We start from the raw sequence: 18,666 nt of genomic DNA on the forward strand, positions 1-18,666 counted from the left end.
TTGTAAGAATAAGTCTATACTGACAAAGTTATAAAAATTAAGTAAAGCGAAGTTATTCGTTAACAGTATATCAGTGATTTGAATGAATACCTAAGTTAGTGGGCAAAATAGAATTTAAGATTGTGCTTTGGGCTTTCAGGTATCGGCTTTCGGCAGTGGGCTTTTTAAAAAGCATGGCTGTGGTTAATAAAGAGCATTTTAACACTCTGTGCCTTGTGCCTGTTGCCTAGTGCCTAAACAAATAGCTTTAATTACCCATTTGTTAGGCGCTCATCAAAAACATCGTTGGTTTTTTGTGCAAATCAGGCTTTTGTTTTTTCCATTCCGAAATAGTTTTGGTTTGGATAAACTCATCTTCTGCACTTACATTACTGGCAATACAAAGTTTGATATTGCCTTGACAAGTTTGCAAAATATCTTCCAAAAACTGATTATTACGAAATGGCGTTTCCATAAATATCTGCGTTTGGAGTTTTTGAGCGCTTTTTTCTAAATTCTTTAAAGATTTCTGCCTTTCAATTTTATCAATCGGTAAATAGCCATGGAAAATAAAAGATTGACCAGAAAAACCCGAAGCCATCAAACCCAGAAGGATAGAGGATGGCCCAACAAGCGGACATACCCTAATACCCATTTCATGGGCTATTTGTACAGCAACAGCCCCCGGGTCTGCTACACCAGGGCAGCCTGCCTCTGACATGACGCCGATAGATGCATCGGCAGGAATTTGTTTAAAATAGGAACGAACCTTATCAGCGGTAGTATCTTTATCCAATTCAAAAAATACTAATTCGTCAATAATCTTGCCCAATTTGAGTTCGCTGATACAACGACGAGCCGTTCGAATATTTTCTACAAAATAATAATTTGTTTGTTTGACTACCTCCAATATTTGTGGTGCCAATACCTGATGTGCCGTATTGGGCGCCATTGTGGTTGGGATAAGATATAAAGTCTTCATGGAGGGGACTATTGTACAAATTCTCGTGTGATTCTAATAAATTCTTGTGGGTTGTCTGCCTGTACCCAGTGGCCTGCGCCCTCGACAGTGACTAATTCGTAGTTAGGGAAAATTTCCCAAATACGACGTTCGTCTTCTGGCTGGATATAGTGCGATTCGGAGCCACGGACAAATAGTACAGGTTGGTCTACCACATGTTCGTTGTCTAATTCGTGACCAACTACATCAATATTCTTAGAGATTACAGGTACGTTGATTCTCCAATCAAATTGATTGTCTTTTTCTGGGTTTCTCCAAAGGTTTTTAATCAAAAACTGACGTACCCCTTCTTTTTCCTCAAAGCGTTTTAAAATTTCGTTGGCCTCGGTACGACTACTAAGATTAGGAAGATCGACAGCCGCTAGTCCTTGCAAAATCATGTGGTGATGCACAGGATAGAATTTGGGTGCAATATCAACCACCATCATTTTTGAAAATGAATCTGGATAATTGAGTGCAAATTGCATGACTGTTTTGCCACCCATGGAGTGACCGATGATAATAGGATTTTCGATTTGGTGATCGTCGATAAATTCTTTTAAGTCGGCAGACATCACTTCGTAATTGAACTCATCACTTCTTGGCGATTGTCCATGATTACGCTGGTCGACCATATACACCTGATAAGTGTCGGCCAAAACTTTTCCGATGGTAAGCCAGTTGTCCGACGAACCAAAAATACCATGAAGAATAATAATCGCTTGGCCAGTTTCGCCAGCTTTTCTAAAATATAGTTTCATTTTCGAATATGTGAGCGTTCAACGAAATATACATTCCGAGTGAAATACGCTTATCTGCTAAAATCTAGGAAGGAAGATTATTTGTTTTTTTCTGCAAAGATACGACTTACCTCGACAGGGTAATCAGTAATCATTATATCTAATTGTAGACTTTGTGCTAAATCCTGATAAAAAGATGACTCAAAAGGCTTAGGATGATTTTTAGCGTTTTCGCTACAATCTGCCATGAGACGAACACCTTTTGCTTTTAATTCAGCAATGACAGACACAGGCGTTTGAGGGTTGACATAGGCAACAAGCTGTTTGAAATCAGGCTGAAATGCAAGAATATTTTTCCAATCTTCTTCATTTCTTATTAGCGCAGAAATATTTGTAGTCGTCGAAAGTTGAAAAACCTCTTTGGTATTTTCAGGTTTGAAAGTGAGAAAAAGCACTCTCGAATCGAGTTGGTATTGGTGTACCGCTTCGTACACTTTTCTCCAAGAATTTCCTTTAACATCAAGCATCAACCAAGCCCTTGGATGTTTTTTGAGCCAAACCAACATTTCATTGAAAGTAGGAAGCGGTGTTTTTGAAATATTTCCTAGACTATTTTTCAAAAAAGTTTTTGAAAGTAATGAATCATTGGATGTTTTGATGAGTCCTGTTGCAGTTGTAGTTCTCTCAAGACTAGTATCATGCAATACAAAGAGGTTACCATTGAAATTTTCTCTAATATCTAACTCCAGAATAATGGGAGAGGAGTTGGCATTTTGGTAGGTATAGTCAAAAAGTGGGGCGCTATTTTCAGGAAAATTTTGATAAAATCCACCACGATGCCCACAGATTTTGAGATTTTGTGTAAAACTTTTTAGACTACTAAATAGTAATACAATAGAAGTAATCAGGAAAATAAAATTTCGAGCAGTATTCATTCCTCAAAAGATTTTTAAAAGTGTTTGTTGAAAAGATTGATGGAGCTGTAGAAAGCAAAATAAAATTTAGATAATATCATCGTTGGAATTGACTTGACATGTAGCAAATTTAAAACCTTTATCATGAAATATAGGTATATACATCAATTTAAAAGAATCTTTAAAAAATACTAATCTAATAGATTAACAAAATCTACTTGCTTTTAAATTCTTTTAGTTAAACTGTTTGTATAAAAATTAGCATTATTTTAAGAGGTCTGATGGCCAAAACTTATAAATCAGTACCTTACAGTAAGGAAATTTACATTCAGTTAATTTTCGAATTTTGTTGTTACTAAATTTTTGTTGTTATTTTGTAGCCAAATCATCCATTCAGTTTCTAACTAAATTCCAAATTCACTATGTTGAAAAGAATCTTTACCACTAACGTAGTTTTGACATTGCTTTTTGCAGTTGCTGCTACTATTTCAAGTGTACAGGTTTTTGCACAGGTTACATCTTCATCAATTTCTGGTATTGTTACTGATAAGAAAGGTGAAGCACTTCCTGGCGCAAGTGTAATTGCTGTACACACTCCATCAGGTACACGTTATGGTGTATCTACAAACGCATCAGGTCGCTATACTCTTCCAGGGGTACGTGTTGGCGGTCCTTTTACAATTAAAGTAACATTTGTAGGTTACAAAGAACAAGTAAGAGAAAACTTATTTACAACTCTCGGTACTGCAACTAACGCTAGCTTCTCAATGGATGAAGATGGTGGAAAGCAATTGGATGAAGTAGTTGTAAAAACTTCTCGTTCAGATGTATTTAGTTCTGGTCGTACAGGTGCTGCTGCAACTTTTGGTACTGGCGCTATTAACAGTTTGCCTACAATTGGTCGTACAATCGATGATATTACTAAATACAATGCTTACAGTAATGGTCGTTCTTTTGGTGGTCAAGATAGCCGCTTCAATAACTTTACAATTGACGGTTCTGTATTCAACAACGGATTTGGTTTAGGTAGCTCAGCTCAAGCGGGTGGTCGTACAGGTACAACTGCTGTATCTTTAGATGCTATCGAGCAAGTACAAGTAAACATCGCTCCATTTGACGTTCGTCAATCTGGTTTTGCTGGTGCTGGTATCAACGCAGTAACTCGCTCAGGTACTAACGAATTTACTGGTTCTGCATACCATATTTTTAGAGGTAGCAATCTTGTAGGTAAAAAAGCAGATGGTAGAGATTTACCGACTGTAAATATTAATGAGAAAACTACAGGCTTCAGAGTTGGTGGTCCTATCATTAAGGATAAATTGTTCTTCTTCGCTAACTACGAAAACTTCAAAAGTTCAACGCCAGCGTTGAACTGGTCAGCAAACCGTGCTGGAGCTACTGGTAACGTATCACGTGTTACAGCGGCTGATTTAGAAGATTTGAGTAGCTTTATGAAAACCAACTTCGGTTGGGATGGAGGAGCCATCGATAACTTCAATAACGATGTAACTTCTTCAAAAGCGTTGATTCGTTTGGATTATAACATCAACAACAATCACAAATTGTCAGTTCGTTACTCTCACCACGATTCACAATCTGGTTCTATCATCAGTAACTCTAACTCAAGTAACACTGCTGGTAATGGTAACAGAACTAACTCTGCGCTAGCATTATCAATGCAAAATACAGGTTATGTGATTCAAGATAATACTCGTTCTATTGTTGCTGAATTGAACTCGACATTCAATAGTAAGTTTGCTAACAACTTTATTGCAACTTATAACAAACAAACTGAAGACCGCGTTCAACAGAATTTGTTCCCAACAATTGATATTTTGAAAGATGGTTCTACTTATACTTCTTTAGGTATGGATCCATTTACGCCAAATAACAAGTTGAACTATTCTACTTTGAATTTAACAAACAACTTGTCTTATTATGCGGGTAACCACACATTGACATTAGGTCTTGCTTACGAATACTTCACATCGAATAACGTATTCTTCCCGTCTTCAAACGGTGTTTGGGTTTATAACTCAATTGATGATTTCAAAACTGCAGCTTTAGCTTACAAGGCTAATCCAAACTTGACTACATCTCCTGTTCCTATCGCTCGTTTCAACTACAGATATTCATTGTTGCCTAACGGAGAAGAGCCTCTTCAAACTTTGAAGATTTCTACATACTCTGCTTACTTACAAGATGAATTCCAAGTAAATGATCGTTTGAAAGTGACAGGTGGTGTTCGTTTTGATATCTTTAGCTATGACAACTCAACTTCTGCTTCATTCTACAACCCTGTTGTTGCTGGTTTGACTTACAAAGATGAGAATGGTGCTAACTTGAAAGTAAATACTGGAGCATTCCCAAGTGCAAAATTGTTAGTTTCTCCACGTATCGGATTTAACTATGATGTTAAAGGAGATAAAACTACTCAGATTCGTGGTGGTACTGGTATTTTCGTTTCTCGTATTCCTCAAGTATTGGTATCAAACCAATTGGGTAACAACGGTGTAAACACTGCTTTGATTAGCCCTACAACTGCTGCTGATAGATTGAGATACCCATTCACATTGGATCCAAGTGTGTATAAGCCAACTACTACAGATATTACAAGATTGCCTGCTTACGTTGTGAATGCTTCTAAAGAAGATTTGGAAAACCCAATGATTTGGAAGTCAAACATCGCGATTGATCAGAAATTACCATTAGGTTTGATTGGTACAGTTGAAGCTATCTATAACAAGAATATCAACGCATTGCGTTATATCGATGCCAACTTGAATGCTCCTACTACTAAATTCACTGGTGTTGATACTCGTGATAGATTTACAGGTACAAGATTCATGAATAGTGCAACAACAAACGTATTTGTGCTTTCAAACACTAACAAAGGTGAGTCTTACTCATTTACTGCTAAGTTAGAAAAACCAACTACAGATGGTTTTGGAGGTATGTTAGGTTATACTTATGCTTTAGCAAAAGACCTTCAATCTGTAGGTTCAACTGTTCAAGCTAACATTCCAACTGTTGCTGGTCAAAACTACTTGACAACTGCTTTCTCTGATAACGACTTGCGTCACCGTATTGTAGGTTATGTAACTACCGTTTGAACTATGGTGGTAAAATGGGTGGTTCTACAATGTTTACTTTAGGTATGGTATCTAACAGTGGATTTAGACAATCTTATACATTTGGTAACGACTTCAACAACGATGGTCAAATCAATGATTTGATCTTTGTTCCAAACAAAGGTTCGGACTTGAACTTTGTTAACCAAACAATCAGTGGTCGTGTTTATACTGGTGCTGAGCAAGCAGCTGCATTTGATGCATTCATCGAAGGTAACGACTACTTGAAAACTCGTCGTGGTCAGTATGCTGAACGTAACGGTGGATACTCTCCTTGGTTGACTCGTTTTGACTTTACTGTTGAGCAAGATTTCTATGTGAAAGCTGGTAAAAATAAGAAGAATATCATCCGTTTACGTGCAGATATCTTGAACGTAGGTAACTTAATAAACAACAAGTTCGGTGTAGGTTGGGTTGCAACTAACTTGAACCCATTGAGAGCAACTGTAGCTACAGATGGTTCTGTAACTTATACATTGGGTACTCAAGTTGTACAAGATGCTGCTGGTGCTAACCAAACTATTTTGTTACGTGACTCATTTGTTAAGAGTATCAACGTAAACAACGTATGGCAAGCACAATTCGGTATTCGTTATATTTTCGAATAATCGAATCGCGGACATAAAACATACAAAAAAATCCCGCCTCACAAGGGCGGGATTTTTATTTGCAATGAGGTTAAATATCTACATGAAATTGAACAAAATTGTCTTTAGGCTATCTAAAGACAATTCTCTTTTAGCAAAATAAAAACCCCAAGCATTTCGCTTGGGGTTTTTATTTTATTTTCTCTCGTAATCTTCAAAACCTCTGTGATCTGCCATTTTGTACAGTTCATCGTTTGGTAATGACTTGAAGTATTCGTAAGTGATTTTTAGACCTTCTGCACGATTTACTTTTGGTTCCCAACCTAAAAGCTCCTTCGCTTTTGTGATGTTTGGTTGGCGTTGTTTTGGATCGTCTTTTGGTAATGGTAATGAAATCAACTTTTGGTTTGTACCTGTCAATTTGATGATTTCTTCACCAAATTCTTTAATCGTGATTTCATCTGGATTACCAATGTTTACTGGATAAGGATAGTCGCTCAACAACAAACGGTAGATACCTTCCACTAAGTCATCTACGAAACAGAATGAACGCGTTTGAGAACCGTCTCCAAACATCGTTAAATCCTCACCACGCAACGCTTGACCAATAAATGCTGGCAATACACGTCCGTCGTTCAATCGCATTCTAGGACCGTAAGTATTGAAGATACGAACGATACGAGTCTCCAAGCCATGATACGTATGGTATGCCATTGTCATAGCTTCTTGGAAACGTTTTGCCTCGTCATATACACCACGTGGACCCACTGGGTTTACGTTACCCCAATATTCCTCTGTTTGTGGGTGTACAGTTGGGTCACCATAAACTTCCGAAGTAGAAGCAATCAATACTCTAGCATTCTTTACACGAGCCAATCCCAAACAATTGTGAATACCCAATGAACCTACTTTAAGGGTCTGAATTGGAATTTTCAAATAGTCAATTGGTGAAGCTGGCGAAGCAAAGTGAAGAATATAATCTAACTCGCCTGGAACGTGGATAAACTTCGATACATCGTGATGATAAAACTCGAAGTTAGGTAATTTGAACAAGTGCTCAATGTTTTTTAAGTCACCTGTAATAAGGTTATCCATTGCAATAACATGATAACCTTCTTTGATAAATCTATCGCAAAGGTGAGAGCCTAAAAAGCCTGCTCCACCTGTGATTAATACTCGTTTCATATTGTTTAGATTTAGTGAATTAGTGAATGAGTGTTTTTATAAAAAGACTCATTCACTAATTCACAATTCACCATTATTTAACTGCATCTCTACCTACTGAATAGTAAGTATAGCCTAGTTCTTTCATTTGGTCAAGTTCGTACAAGTTACGACCATCGAAAATTACCTTGTTTTTCAACAAGACATCCATCACCTCAAACTCTGGTGTACGGAATTGTGGCCATTCGGTCATAATCAATACTGCATCTGCATCTTTGATTGCTTCGTAAGGACCTTTTGTATAGGTAATTTTATCGCCGATAACTCCCTTCACATTTTCCATTGCTTCTGGGTCAAATGCTTTAATAGTTACCCCTTCTGCCAATAATTCTTCGATATTGTACAAAGCTGGTGCCTCACGAATATCATCTGTATATGGTTTGAAGGCCAAACCCCACATCGCAAATACTTTGCCTTTCAAATCACCACCGAAGTGTTCTTTGATCGTTGGGATTAACTTCGTCTTTTGACCTTCATTTACGTTCATCACAGCCTTCAAAATCTGGAATTCGTATTCGTTATCAGAAGACGTTTTTGCTAAAGCCTGAACATCTTTTGGAAAACAACTACCACCATAGCCAATACCAGCAAATAAGAAACGCTTTCCGATACGTGAGTCTGTACCAATACCACGACGAATATCGTCTACATTAGCACCTACTTTTTCGCAAAGGTTAGCAATCTCGTTCATAAACGTGATTTTAGTTGCCAAGAACGCATTTGCAGCATATTTGGTCATTTCAGCCGAACGCTCATCCATGAAGATAACAGGGTTACCTTGACGTACCAATGGAGCATACAGCTTGTTCATTACAGCTTTTGCTTTATCCGAACGAGTACCAATTACTACACGGTCAGGCTTCATAAAGTCTTCTACCGCTACACCTTCACGCAAAAACTCTGGGTTTGATACCACATCAAAAAGTTCTTCAGAAGCATTTTTAGCAATCGCAGCATGTACTTTTTCTGCCGTACCTACTGGTACAGTACTTTTATCAATCACTACCACATATTGATCAAGGATAGGACCTAAATCATCAGCAACTTTCAAAATATATTTTAAATCTGCTGAGCCATCTTCGCCTGGAGGGGTTGGCAAAGCCAAGAAGATTACTTTTGCATCTTTGATACCTTCCGCCAAATTGGTCGTGAATTTCAATCTCCCTTCAGCAGTGTTACGATTGAACAATACGTCCAATCCTGGCTCATAGATAGGGATGATGCCATTCTTCATTTTTTCGACTTTCTTTTCGTCGATATCCACACAGGTTACTTGGTTTCCTGTCTCGGCGAAGCAAGTCCCTGTTACAAGACCCACGTAGCCAGTTCCAATTACAGCGATTTTCATAAATTCAGACGATAATTTCGATTAAAGTTGGGAAAATATAAAATGCGGGTTAAGCGTTAAAAATTCTATTTGAATTTGCCCTATTTCCTGCATGAATCATACCAAACTAGTTATTCTTCAAAAATAAGTTATTTTCTTTAGAAAAGTAAAAGAGACCTAATGTTAATTAGGTCTCTTTTAGTAAAAGGAACAAGTGTTTGCATTATTTTACTACATCAGTAATGATATTACCAACAGTTCCATTAGGCTCTAAGACATCCAATAAATCTGCTACCGTAGGAGCAATGTCAGAGATGTTAGTGCGTTTTGAGGTTTCTCCATGTTTGATTTTCCATCCATACCACAACAATGGGATGTGAGTATCATAACGATATACCGAACCATGTGTAGTACCAGTTTTACGTCCTGTAAACCATCCTGGGTTTAGGAAATAAAGAAAATCTCCACTACGTTTCACATTATAACCATTTTTGATATAACCGATTTGATATTCTGGTACCGTAGCATTGGCAAGATTTTGAAGGTCGATAACATTGGCCACTTCTGGTCTTTTCAAAAGGGCAGTTTGAACAACTTCAAACACTTGTGCACGCGAAAGATTTCTAGTTTTTAAGGTCTCATGATTCAAGTAAATTTGATTGTTTTCATCAGCTCTTACATAATCACCTTCACCAAAAGACGCTTTTAAGGCATCTTTAACTGTATTGGTAAGTACAAGTCCGTCGGTTGTTCCTGCAGGAAGTTTTTTAGATTGCCAATAACCTGGCACATCTGCTACACCGTGGTCGGCGCTTAAGAATACCAGTACATTTTCTTTCCCCAAATAAGTATCTAAGAAGCTCAATAATGAAGCAATGTCTCTATCCAAGCGAATATAAGTATCTTCTGCTTCAATAGAGTTTGGTCCAAACGCATGACCTACATAATCCGTCGATGAAAAACTTACTGTTAAGAAATCCGTGCTTGCTCCTTTTCCTAGTTGTTCATTTTGAATAGCCGTAACCGCAAAGTCTTTAGTTAAAGAGTTACCATACGGTGTCGAACGAATCACTTCCAAAAGGTTTACACCTGCTTGTGCGGCAAGTTCATGAGGAAATACAGGTTTTTGTTCACCACTCAATTTCCCTTCGAAAGGTTGATCATCTGGAGTACTTTCAGTGTATTGCTCAATTGGTAATAAGGTATTCCAGCCTTTTGCTACATATTTTTGAGGGTTTTTCTGAGCATTAAATTCTTTAACCCAGCTTGGTAATTCATTCATGTAAAATGAAGATGAAATCCAGAAACCATCTTTTGAATCAAACCAATAAGCTGCATTGGCAGTATGACCAGCTGGTAAAATAGCACCACGGTCTTTCAACGCAATACCAATTGTTTTACTTTGATGATTTTGGGCAATTTTTACTTGGTCGGTAATAGTAGACACCAATAGATTCTTTGGCGACATCAAGCCTGCTGAGGTAGCAGAACCTATCGTTTTTACCGTTGAGTCTTCTACACAATATACAGTACGCCCCGATTTACTATCGAACCATTCGTTTCCAATAATACCATCTACAGCCGGTACTGAGCCAGTAAAGATGGCTGCGTGTCCAGCGGCTGTAACAGTTGGCACGTAGTCATAATGATGATTGCGGCAATTAAAACCTTCACCCATCAAGCGTTTGAAGCCTCCAGCTGTATATTTATTGCTATAACGATACAAGTAGTCATATCTCATTTGATCTACAACGATACCAATTACTAGTTTTGGTTTACTTGGTGCTGTTTTTACAACCGCGGTACTGGCTTTAGAGGTACTCTTTATTGGAGACTGAGCAGATAAATCTGTTACAACTGCACAAAGTCCAGCAAACAGTGTTATGAGTTTTTTGTTCATAATGAAGGTAGTTTTTTGACAAAGATACATAATCATAGAGCAATGATAGTACGGCTTTGTAGTTATGAATTTATGAAATTATGGGAATAAGGGTAGGTTTTCTAAAAAGTCAATTTGAAAAGTTTCCCAATTGGTTTGGCAGCAATATTGGCTCATTCCATTGGTAATGACCACATAAGGACTTCGCAATGAATGGTTGTATTGAGCCACCTGCTCAAACACTGCCTGAGTAAGCGCAACATAGGGCGCCTTACATTCGATAATCATAAAGAGCTGCCCACTTCTATCAAATACTTGAATATCAGTACGTTTTTGGACATTGTTGTAAGAAAGTCCCGATTCGAGTTTGATAAGACTCTTGGGATAAGCCAAGTGTGTAATAAGATAGTTGACAAAGTGTTGTCGGACCCACTCTTCAGGAGTCAGAAACAAATACTTTTTACGAAGCTGATCGAAAATGTATAATTTTCCATCTTTTTTTGTAACTTGTAGTCAAATGTAGGAAGGTTTAATAATTCCATTATTTCTACTGCACAGTTTGTTGTGAAAATTTAGTAAATCCTAACAGACTCGTAGCCTATCAGTTAGCCTCAAAAAGGCAAGACTTCTGGTCTAACAGAAAATAGCAATAAAGGTTAGACACTTTTAGTTAAAACAAGTTTAAGATTCGTTTAAATCTCAGCTTATTCTTGTTTCTCGGAAAATACCATCGTAGTATTAGCCTGTTAAATTAACATTCGTTTTTGTGTTTTAATAATTTACGCATTTTTAAAAATAGCGTACATGTTTCAGCACACCTTATTTAAAAGGGCTATAGATAAATATTAGTGATAAATAGTGAGTGGTGAATTGTGAATTTTGAGCGTAAATTTTTTATTATCACGATTTACTATTCAAAATGGGTTGAATTTCATAGCATTGTAGCTATCGGGTCAATAGTATTTTACATTCACAACTCATCACTGAGACCTGTCTCCCTTTTCCAAATAAATTAACTTTTAAACAAAACCACGACTTCATCAGGTATGAAAACAAAAGAAGAAATTGTGACAAACTGGTTGCCACGATATACTGGCACAGCCATCGAAGACTTTGGTCAATATATTTTGTTGACAAACTTCAAAAATTATGTAGAGATGTTTGCAGAGCAGTTTGATGTACCAATTAATGGTATCGACAGACCTATGCAAACTGCCACAGCCAACAATATTACCATTATCAATTTTGGTATGGGTTCGCCAATGGCTGCAACTGTAATGGATATTTTGACTGCTATCTCTCCTAAAGCAGTATTATTTTTAGGAAAATGTGGAGGTTTGAAAAAGAATCTTGGACTTGGTGATTTGATTTTGCCTATTGCTGCTGTAAGAGGAGAAGGTACTTCAGATGAGTACATGCCAAAAGAAGTTCCTGCACTTCCTTCTTTCCGTTTGCAAAGAGCTGTTTCTTCCATGATTAAAAAACATGAGCTAGATTATTGGACTGGCTTGGTATATACAACTAACCGCCGTGTTTGGGAACATGATGAGCAATTCAAGCAATATTTGACAGACATTCGTGCGATGGGTATCGACATGGAAACTGCCACTATCTTTACGGTAGGTTTTGCCAACAAAATTCCTCATGGGGCATTATTGTTGGTTTCGGATAACCCAATGACACCAGACGGTGTAAAAACAGAAGAAAGTGATAAGAAAATCACGGCTAATTATGTAGAAAAGCATCTTCAAATTGGAATTGATTCTCTCGAAGAACTTGCTATGTCAGGTGAATCTGTGAAACACTTACGATTTGAATAAGGAATAAAAAAAACCTGCTGATGAGGCAGGTTTTTTTTATCTATAGCAGATTTATACTAGTTACAATAGTCACGAATTACCGCATACGCCGCAGTGTAGCCCAATTCGCCAGCTTTACTCAAGTCATTACATCCGTCAGTATCACCCAATGCATGACGAATAATACCACGAACATAGTATGCTTCAGCATATTTAGAATTCAACTTAAGGGCATTTGTACAATCTTGAATAGCACCACGCTGGTCGCCAATTTGAGATTTTACCATTCCTCTTGTAAAGTATGCTTCAGCAAAAGTTGGATTAAGAGCGATAGCTTTGTTGTAGTCTTCAATAGCAGATTTGGTATCGCCAATTTTTGCTTTTGATAAACCACGGTTATAATATACTTCTGAACGCTCAGCAGTCATTTCTGCCATTTTCAATCGCTCGCTTACACCACTACGTAGTTCATCCAAAACTTGTTTGGTAATAGGACCTGCGTAAAGAACCTTTTTCGCTTCGATGTTGCCAATAGCAATTGCTTTATTGAAATCATCAATAGCTTCTTTGGTACGACCAAGCTTATTTTTGGCAAAACCACGACCATAATAAGCGGGAGCATTTTCTGGGTCTTGGCTTAAGGCACGGTCAAAGTCTATTTGTGCGCCTGCAAAGTCCTCTGTTTGGCTTTTGCAATAACCACGATAGTACAAAGATTCAGCATCTTCTGGGCTGATTTCTAGTGCTTTACCATAATCGGCAATGGCGCCTTTGTAGTCAGCCATTTTCATTTTACTGTAAGCACGACCAGAATAAGAAGAAGGGCGTTTTGGACTTAATTCAATTGCTTTTGAAAAATCTTCTAAACTACCTTTGTAATCTTCTAGTTTTTGCTTAACTACGCCACGTGCAGCATAACCCAAGGCATTATCTGGAGTTAAATCCAAAGATTTGTTGTAGTCAGAAAGCGCACCTTTGTAGTTTTCTAATTTTGATTTGCTGTAACCACGGCTAAAGTAAGCATTTGCGTCAACAGGGTTCAGGTCAATACCACGGTTGTAGTCTTGTAGAGCGCCTTTATGGTCTTCTTGTCTTGCTTTACTAGTTCCACGACCGATGTAAGCATCCGAATATCTTGGATTTAATTCGATAGCTTTGTCAAAATCATTGATAGCACCACGGTTATCCTTAAGGTTAGACTTTGTAACACCACGGCTATAATAAGCAACAGCATTATCTGGTTGAAGCTGGATAGCTTGTGTGAAGTAATTTTGAGCTAGTGGATAGTTGCCCTGACGACTCTGAACTACACCTAAGTCCATCAACTCTTGAAAAGTTTGTGTGGGCGCAGGGGTTTGTTGTGAATATCCAGTAAAACTAAGCAGAGATATAGACAGCAGAGCAGAATAAAAACTCTTTTTCATAGGGTTAAATTTGAAAAAATAAGTTTTAGTGATAGGTTAACTATCAAAAATGAAGTAAATAGATAGATTAACCTTTAGATTTGTTTTATAACTTTGTAATTGCCAAAGTTTCAGCCAAATTACTGAAAAAATACCTTACAGCCAAAAGATAAAAGATAAACTGTCATGAAATTTGCCTTTCCAAAGAGTAGAAAAAAGATATTGCTTGGGCTTATGCTTGGGACAACTGTAAGCTTGGATGGTTGTCGAGTAATCAATAAAAATCGTATCTATACCGATGAGAGGTGGCAGACAGTCCAACAGTCGTCAACTACTCGTAGTCGGGCAGTGAGCGATAGATTGGAACCTTCGTTAACAGCAGACGAAAGAGTGGCTCAGTATTTTGATAAGCAATTGGTCGACCTCCGAAAGCAAGTCAAGGTAAGCCCTGTGACTCGTGTTGACACCAAACTTATTCACATACGCTTTGATACCGATTCTTATTTTATCGGCAACTCTGATATCCCTTCTGAGTTTGGCAAAATGAATATGGCCAGCCTTTCGCGTGTGTTATTGTCGTATCCTCACACGTCGGTCATTATGGAAAGCTATACCGATGCTAATGGTACCGATGCTTACAATGATCGTTTGTCTTTGAAAAGAGTAGCTCAAGTGGCCAATTGGCTGGTATTGAGCGGTGTAGCTCCTAATCGACTCAAAGCCTTATGGTATGGAAAACGAAATCCTGTAGCAAGTAATGATATTGTAGACGGACAACGCATGAATCGCCGTGTGGAGGTATTTATTATGCCTCACAAAAGCTTGTTCGACAAAATTTCAACAGATATGCGTGTGGCAGGTACCAATTAAAAAAAGCCAGAGTACAGTATGAATGCTCTATACTCTAGCCCCAAAATGTTATTATAGGATTTGGCTTAGGCCAAACGTAAGGACAAATAGAAGTGTGGTCAAAGCCATTCTTTTCAAAAATGGGTCGATTTGAGCAGGTGTTTGTCCTTGAGAAATCCCACGACCAATTTTAATCAATAAGGGAAGTGTAACAACAAACAACCAATGAATCCAGTTGTTGCCCGATTCATTTAAAAGTGTATAAATTACTGCACACAAAAATCCTACAATTAACAGTAACCAGTGATAAATAACCGCCTTTTCCTTTCCTAATCTCACTGGGATTGAATTTTTTCCTGTTTTCGTATCCGATTCTATATCTCGGATATTATTGATATTCAGTACGCCAACCGCAAATAAGCCACATGAACTTGCTGGTAGAAAGTTTAACCAATCAAAGTTGTGAGTATATAAAAAGTAAGTTCCTAATACGCCAACCCATCCAAAAAATATCAATACCGAAATATCTCCTAAGCCCATATATCCGTATGGTCGTTTGCCAACAGTGTAGGTAATCGCTGCAATAATCGATAAGATACCAAGTCCAAAGAAGCCCAAAATCGTTTGCATATCGGTGTCTTTGAGCCCTTCATAAATCAATAGTGAACCTGATGCCAAGGACAATACAGACATGATAATCATCGCTCTGGTCATTTGCTCTCGAGTAATAGCCCCCGTTTGTACAGCACGGGTTGCTACTGTTCTTTCTACGCTATCTACGCCACTTACTGTATCTCCATAATCATTAGCAAAGTTGGAAAGAACTTGCAAAAAAGTGGTCGTAAGCACTGCCAACCAAAAGATTTTCCAAGAAAAAGCATCATGACCTGCCGCCAAGAAGCTTCCCATTAAAATACTGGCAAGTGCCAAAGGCAATGTACGAGGACGAGCCGCCAAAATCCAATTTTTCATGTGTTATATAAAAGCCTTTAAAGTATAAAATAAAACGAAAAGAAGTGGAAAAGTATCGCTAGCCACACGCTAGACGACAAACCTTTATCCAAGAAAAATACCGAATATACAGCTACAAAAATAACCTGTACATTCGGTATTTAGATGTTTTTACTTGAAATAAGTTAGCGGGTAAAATAAAATTAATTTTACCTGCAATAGGCATTAAGCTATATGCCGTAAGCAAAAAGTATTTCTAACAAAATCATGAATATAATTTTTGCCTAATGCCTACGGCTTACTGCCTAAAGCGTATTTTAAGTTATCAAAAAAGATTCATGATTACTTGTTCAACGCATCTTGGAATTCTTTGCTATTTGGTTTTACGCCTGAAGCAAAAAAGTTTGTTAACTCTCCTTTTTCGTTAATCAAATATTTACAGAAGTTCCAACTTGGTTCTTTGTCGTTCCAACCATTCAATTCTTTTGTAGTAAGCCATTTGTACAAATCACATTTGCCTTCGCCTTTTACTACAACTTTTTCAAACATTGGGAATGAAACACCGTAGTTTTTTTGACAGAAAGATGCAATTTCACTATTTGAACCAGGCTCTTGTCCACCAAATTCATTCGCTGGAAAACCTAATACTACTACTTTCGCTTTGTTGGCTTGATAAAAAGCTTCCCAGTCAGCGTATTGTGGAGTAAAGCCACATTTTGAAGCAGTATTTAGGATAATCACTTTTTTACCCTTATAGTCTGCAAGATTTACGTCTTTGCCTTCTAATGATTTCATCTTGAAATCATAAAGCGTTTTTTTAGCTGCAAATTCAGTGATCACAGGTCTGTTTTCGATAGAGTTTTTGGTAAAAGGAAGTGCTAATGCTCCTAGCAAGCTTCCTACTTTCAAAAGTTTAAGAATCATGACAGTTACGATTGTTAAAAGGATGATAAACAAGGGCTTTTTCATAAATACTAAAGCTGAAAGTTATCCAATATTGCCAATCCAATCAAGCGAAAAACAGGTTAAAGTCTGAATATTCGACAAACGGATTACATTCTTGTTGGTACTTTTATACCTAATAACGCCATAGCCTTCTTAATTGTTTCGCCAACTGCTTTTGAAAGCTGTACTCTGAACTGCATCGCTTCTGGACTTTCAGCACTAAAAATGCTCAATTCAGCAAATAGACGGTTATATGATTTTGCCAAGTCATACACATATTGTGCAATTAAGGCTGGTGAATATTCACGTCCTGCATCGGCAACTTTTCTTGGATATTCGCTCAATGCAAAAATGATTTCACGCTCTACTTCATGCAAACTAGTGTATGCACTTGCTTCTTCGATATTGATATTTTGACCTTCTGCTTTTTTCAAAATCGAACAAATACGTGCGTGCGTGTATTGAATGAATGGTCCCGTATTTCCTTGGAAGTCAATAGATTCGGCTGGATTGAAAAGCATACGTTTCTTTGGGTCCACTTTCAATAAGAAATATTTCAAGGCACCCATTGCCAAAGTACTGTATAGTTCTTCTGCTTCTTCAGGAGTAAATCCGTCGATTTTACCTAATTCGTTGGTACGCTCACGAGCGGTATCCTTCATTTCTTGCATCAAGTCGTCGGCATCTACTACAGTGCCTTCTCTTGATTTCATTTTTCCTGAAGGTAAGTCAACCATACCATAACTCAAGTGGTAGCAACCTTCAGCGTAAGGACGACCTAATTTTTTCAAAATTTTGAACAATACCTCAAAGTGATAATCTTGCTCGTTACCTACCACATAAAGTGATTTTGACATACCGAAATCTTTGTATTTCAAATCGGCTGTGCCCATATCTTGGGTGATATATACCGAAGTACCATCTTTACGAAGTACTAATTTTTGGTCAAGTCCTTCATCTGCAAGGTCAATCCATACCGAGCCATCTTCTTTCTGGAAGAAAACTCCTGAAGCTAAACCTTCCTCAACGGTCTCTTTTCCTAAAAGATAAGTATTAGATTCTTTGTAGATTTTGTCAAAGCTTACACCCATGGTTAGGTATGTTTGATTGAAGCCATCAAAAACCCAATCATTCATTTTTTGCCAAAGAGCTACTACTTCTTCGTCGCCTTGTTCCCATTTCAAAAGCATTTCTTGCGCTTCTTTCATCAATGGCGCTTGTTTTTTGGCATCGTCTTCCGATATACCTTCGGCTTTTAGGGCTTCTACTTCTACTTTATAGTGTTTGTCAAACTCTACATAATATTTACCCACCAAGTGGTCGCCTTTTAGGCTAGCTGAAGCAGGTGTTTCGTTTTGACCAAATTTTTGGTAAGCCAACATCGACTTACAAATATGGATACCACGGTCGTTTACAAGGTTGGCCTTGATTACATCGTAGCCGTTGGCATCCAAGATTTGAGCTACAGAGTATCCCAAAAAGTTGTTACGAAGGTGACCTAAGTGAAGAGGCTTGTTGGTGTTGGGAGAAGAATATTCTACCATAACAGTTTCGTTTTTGGCAGCGAGCTGACCAAACGAAGCATCACTTCTAAGGTGATTGAAAGTATCCTTCCAAGCAGTATCGGCAATAGAAATATTCAAAAAGCCTTGTACTACATTGAAGGTACTAACAACAGTAGTATTGTTGACCAAGTAATTTCCGATGGCATTTCCAATTTCTACAGGAGACTTGCGAAGAGCTTTGACATAGGGAAAAACCACAAATGTGTAAAATCCTTCAAAATCCTTACGAGTAGGCTGAAGGGCTATAGTTGGTTCGGAAACTTCAAACTCGGCCAAAAGGGCAGCTTGAATACTGTCTTGGAGTATTTTTTCGATATTCATTGCGCTAGGAAAATTTTCCAGTGTTTACTAAAAGGAAGAAAGTGAAGACCAT

General features: G+C 37.8%; 15 protein-coding genes. 4 read left to right on the forward strand and 11 right to left on the reverse strand.

Features of this window, described 5'->3' with window-relative positions:
- Positions 1–262: 262 nt before the first annotated feature.
- The 3 genes from BWI92_RS01355 to BWI92_RS01365 all read right to left on the reverse strand — a co-directional run bounded on the left by BWI92_RS01355 (position 263) and on the right by BWI92_RS01365 (position 2,654).
- A complete protein-coding gene (locus BWI92_RS01355; protein WP_095160328.1) occupies positions 263–961 on the reverse strand; it encodes an SAM-dependent methyltransferase in 699 nt (232 codons plus the stop codon).
- A gap of 8 nt (positions 962–969) precedes the next feature.
- Positions 970–1,740, reverse strand: coding sequence for an alpha/beta fold hydrolase (locus BWI92_RS01360; protein WP_095160329.1), 771 nt, complete (start codon positions 1,738–1,740; stop codon positions 970–972).
- A 77-nt stretch (positions 1,741–1,817) separates the two neighbouring features.
- Positions 1,818–2,654, reverse strand: a complete 837-nt coding sequence (locus BWI92_RS01365) for a glycerophosphodiester phosphodiesterase family protein (protein ID WP_095160330.1) — start codon at positions 2,652–2,654, stop codon at positions 1,818–1,820.
- A gap of 401 nt (positions 2,655–3,055) precedes the next feature.
- On the opposite strand from BWI92_RS01365, the gene BWI92_RS01370 reads away from it, so the two are divergent.
- Complete coding sequence (locus BWI92_RS01370; RefSeq protein WP_310588847.1) at positions 3,056–5,746, forward strand: TonB-dependent receptor domain-containing protein; 2,691 nt, start codon at positions 3,056–3,058, stop codon at positions 5,744–5,746.
- 14 nt (positions 5,747–5,760) lie between these two features.
- Complete coding sequence (locus tag BWI92_RS28585; protein ID WP_310588848.1) at positions 5,761–6,372, forward strand: hypothetical protein; 612 nt, start codon at positions 5,761–5,763, stop codon at positions 6,370–6,372.
- 174 nt (positions 6,373–6,546) lie between these two features.
- On the opposite strand, the gene BWI92_RS01375 is transcribed toward BWI92_RS28585, so the two are convergent.
- The 4 genes from BWI92_RS01375 to BWI92_RS01390 form a co-directional block, all read right to left on the reverse strand.
- Positions 6,547–7,536, reverse strand: coding sequence for a UDP-glucuronic acid decarboxylase family protein (locus BWI92_RS01375; protein WP_095160331.1), 990 nt, complete (start codon positions 7,534–7,536; stop codon positions 6,547–6,549).
- 73 nt (positions 7,537–7,609) lie between these two features.
- A complete protein-coding gene (locus tag BWI92_RS01380; protein WP_095160332.1) occupies positions 7,610–8,923 on the reverse strand; it encodes a UDP-glucose/GDP-mannose dehydrogenase family protein in 1,314 nt (437 codons plus the stop codon).
- Positions 8,924–9,125: 202 nt separating this feature from the next.
- On the reverse strand, positions 9,126–10,802 hold the full coding sequence (pafA, locus tag BWI92_RS01385; protein ID WP_095160333.1) for an alkaline phosphatase PafA: 1,677 nt from the start codon (positions 10,800–10,802) through the stop codon (positions 9,126–9,128).
- Between the two features lie 78 nt (positions 10,803–10,880).
- Positions 10,881–11,174 (reverse strand): type I restriction enzyme HsdR N-terminal domain-containing protein, encoded by a 294-nt coding sequence (locus tag BWI92_RS01390; RefSeq protein WP_310588849.1) that lies wholly within the window; start codon positions 11,172–11,174, stop codon positions 10,881–10,883.
- Between the two features lie 653 nt (positions 11,175–11,827).
- Between BWI92_RS01390 and BWI92_RS01395 the strand changes: the two genes are divergently transcribed.
- A complete protein-coding gene (locus tag BWI92_RS01395) occupies positions 11,828–12,601 on the forward strand; it encodes an AMP nucleosidase (protein ID WP_095160334.1) in 774 nt (257 codons plus the stop codon).
- Positions 12,602–12,657: 56 nt separating this feature from the next.
- Here the strand turns inward: BWI92_RS01395 and BWI92_RS01400 are convergent, their stop codons facing one another.
- Positions 12,658–14,004: a tetratricopeptide repeat protein gene (locus BWI92_RS01400; RefSeq protein ID WP_229242203.1), complete on the reverse strand. Its 1,347-nt coding sequence runs from the start codon at positions 14,002–14,004 to the stop codon at positions 12,658–12,660.
- 165 nt (positions 14,005–14,169) lie between these two features.
- On the opposite strand from BWI92_RS01400, the gene BWI92_RS01405 reads away from it, so the two are divergent.
- On the forward strand, positions 14,170–14,853 hold the full coding sequence (locus tag BWI92_RS01405) for an OmpA family protein (RefSeq protein ID WP_095160335.1): 684 nt from the start codon (positions 14,170–14,172) through the stop codon (positions 14,851–14,853).
- Between the two features lie 51 nt (positions 14,854–14,904).
- On the opposite strand, the gene BWI92_RS01410 is transcribed toward BWI92_RS01405, so the two are convergent.
- The 3 genes from BWI92_RS01410 to argS all read right to left on the reverse strand — a co-directional run bounded on the left by BWI92_RS01410 (position 14,905) and on the right by argS (position 18,614).
- Positions 14,905–15,804, reverse strand: coding sequence for a 1,4-dihydroxy-2-naphthoate polyprenyltransferase (locus BWI92_RS01410; protein WP_095160336.1), 900 nt, complete (start codon positions 15,802–15,804; stop codon positions 14,905–14,907).
- Between the two features lie 321 nt (positions 15,805–16,125).
- The gene (locus tag BWI92_RS01415; RefSeq protein WP_095160337.1) at positions 16,126–16,752 is read right to left on the reverse strand and encodes a glutathione peroxidase; all 627 of its coding nucleotides are present in this window, start codon (positions 16,750–16,752) and stop codon (positions 16,126–16,128) included.
- Between the two features lie 83 nt (positions 16,753–16,835).
- On the reverse strand, positions 16,836–18,614 hold the full coding sequence (argS, locus tag BWI92_RS01420; protein ID WP_095160338.1) for an arginine--tRNA ligase: 1,779 nt from the start codon (positions 18,612–18,614) through the stop codon (positions 16,836–16,838).
- Positions 18,615–18,666 lie beyond the last annotated feature (52 nt).

This window comes from Flectobacillus sp. BAB-3569 (assembly GCF_002270355.1).
GTDB lineage: Bacteria > Bacteroidota > Bacteroidia > Cytophagales > Spirosomataceae > Flectobacillus > Flectobacillus roseus.

Bases quoted from the DNA above. Each gene is read 5' to 3' on its own strand.
- BWI92_RS01355 (WP_095160328.1), bottom strand. From the start codon at position 961: ATGAAGACTTTATATCTTATCCCAACCACAATGGCGCCCAATACGGCA.
- BWI92_RS01360 (WP_095160329.1), bottom strand. From the start codon at position 1,740: ATGAAACTATATTTTAGAAAAGCTGGCGAAACTGGCCAAGCGATTATT.
- BWI92_RS01365 (WP_095160330.1), bottom strand. From the start codon at position 2,654: ATGAATACTGCTCGAAATTTTATTTTCCTGATTACTTCTATTGTATTA.
- BWI92_RS01370 (WP_310588847.1), top strand. From the start codon at position 3,056: ATGTTGAAAAGAATCTTTACCACTAACGTAGTTTTGACATTGCTTTTT.
- BWI92_RS28585 (WP_310588848.1), top strand. From the start codon at position 5,761: ATGGGTGGTTCTACAATGTTTACTTTAGGTATGGTATCTAACAGTGGA.
- BWI92_RS01375 (WP_095160331.1), bottom strand. From the start codon at position 7,536: ATGAAACGAGTATTAATCACAGGTGGAGCAGGCTTTTTAGGCTCTCAC.
- BWI92_RS01380 (WP_095160332.1), bottom strand. From the start codon at position 8,923: ATGAAAATCGCTGTAATTGGAACTGGCTACGTGGGTCTTGTAACAGGG.
- pafA (WP_095160333.1), bottom strand. From the start codon at position 10,802: ATGAACAAAAAACTCATAACACTGTTTGCTGGACTTTGTGCAGTTGTA.
- BWI92_RS01395 (WP_095160334.1), top strand. From the start codon at position 11,828: ATGAAAACAAAAGAAGAAATTGTGACAAACTGGTTGCCACGATATACT.
- BWI92_RS01400 (WP_229242203.1), bottom strand. From the start codon at position 14,004: ATGAAAAAGAGTTTTTATTCTGCTCTGCTGTCTATATCTCTGCTTAGT.
- BWI92_RS01405 (WP_095160335.1), top strand. From the start codon at position 14,170: ATGAAATTTGCCTTTCCAAAGAGTAGAAAAAAGATATTGCTTGGGCTT.
- BWI92_RS01410 (WP_095160336.1), bottom strand. From the start codon at position 15,804: ATGAAAAATTGGATTTTGGCGGCTCGTCCTCGTACATTGCCTTTGGCA.
- BWI92_RS01415 (WP_095160337.1), bottom strand. From the start codon at position 16,752: ATGAAAAAGCCCTTGTTTATCATCCTTTTAACAATCGTAACTGTCATG.
- argS (WP_095160338.1), bottom strand. From the start codon at position 18,614: ATGAATATCGAAAAAATACTCCAAGACAGTATTCAAGCTGCCCTTTTG.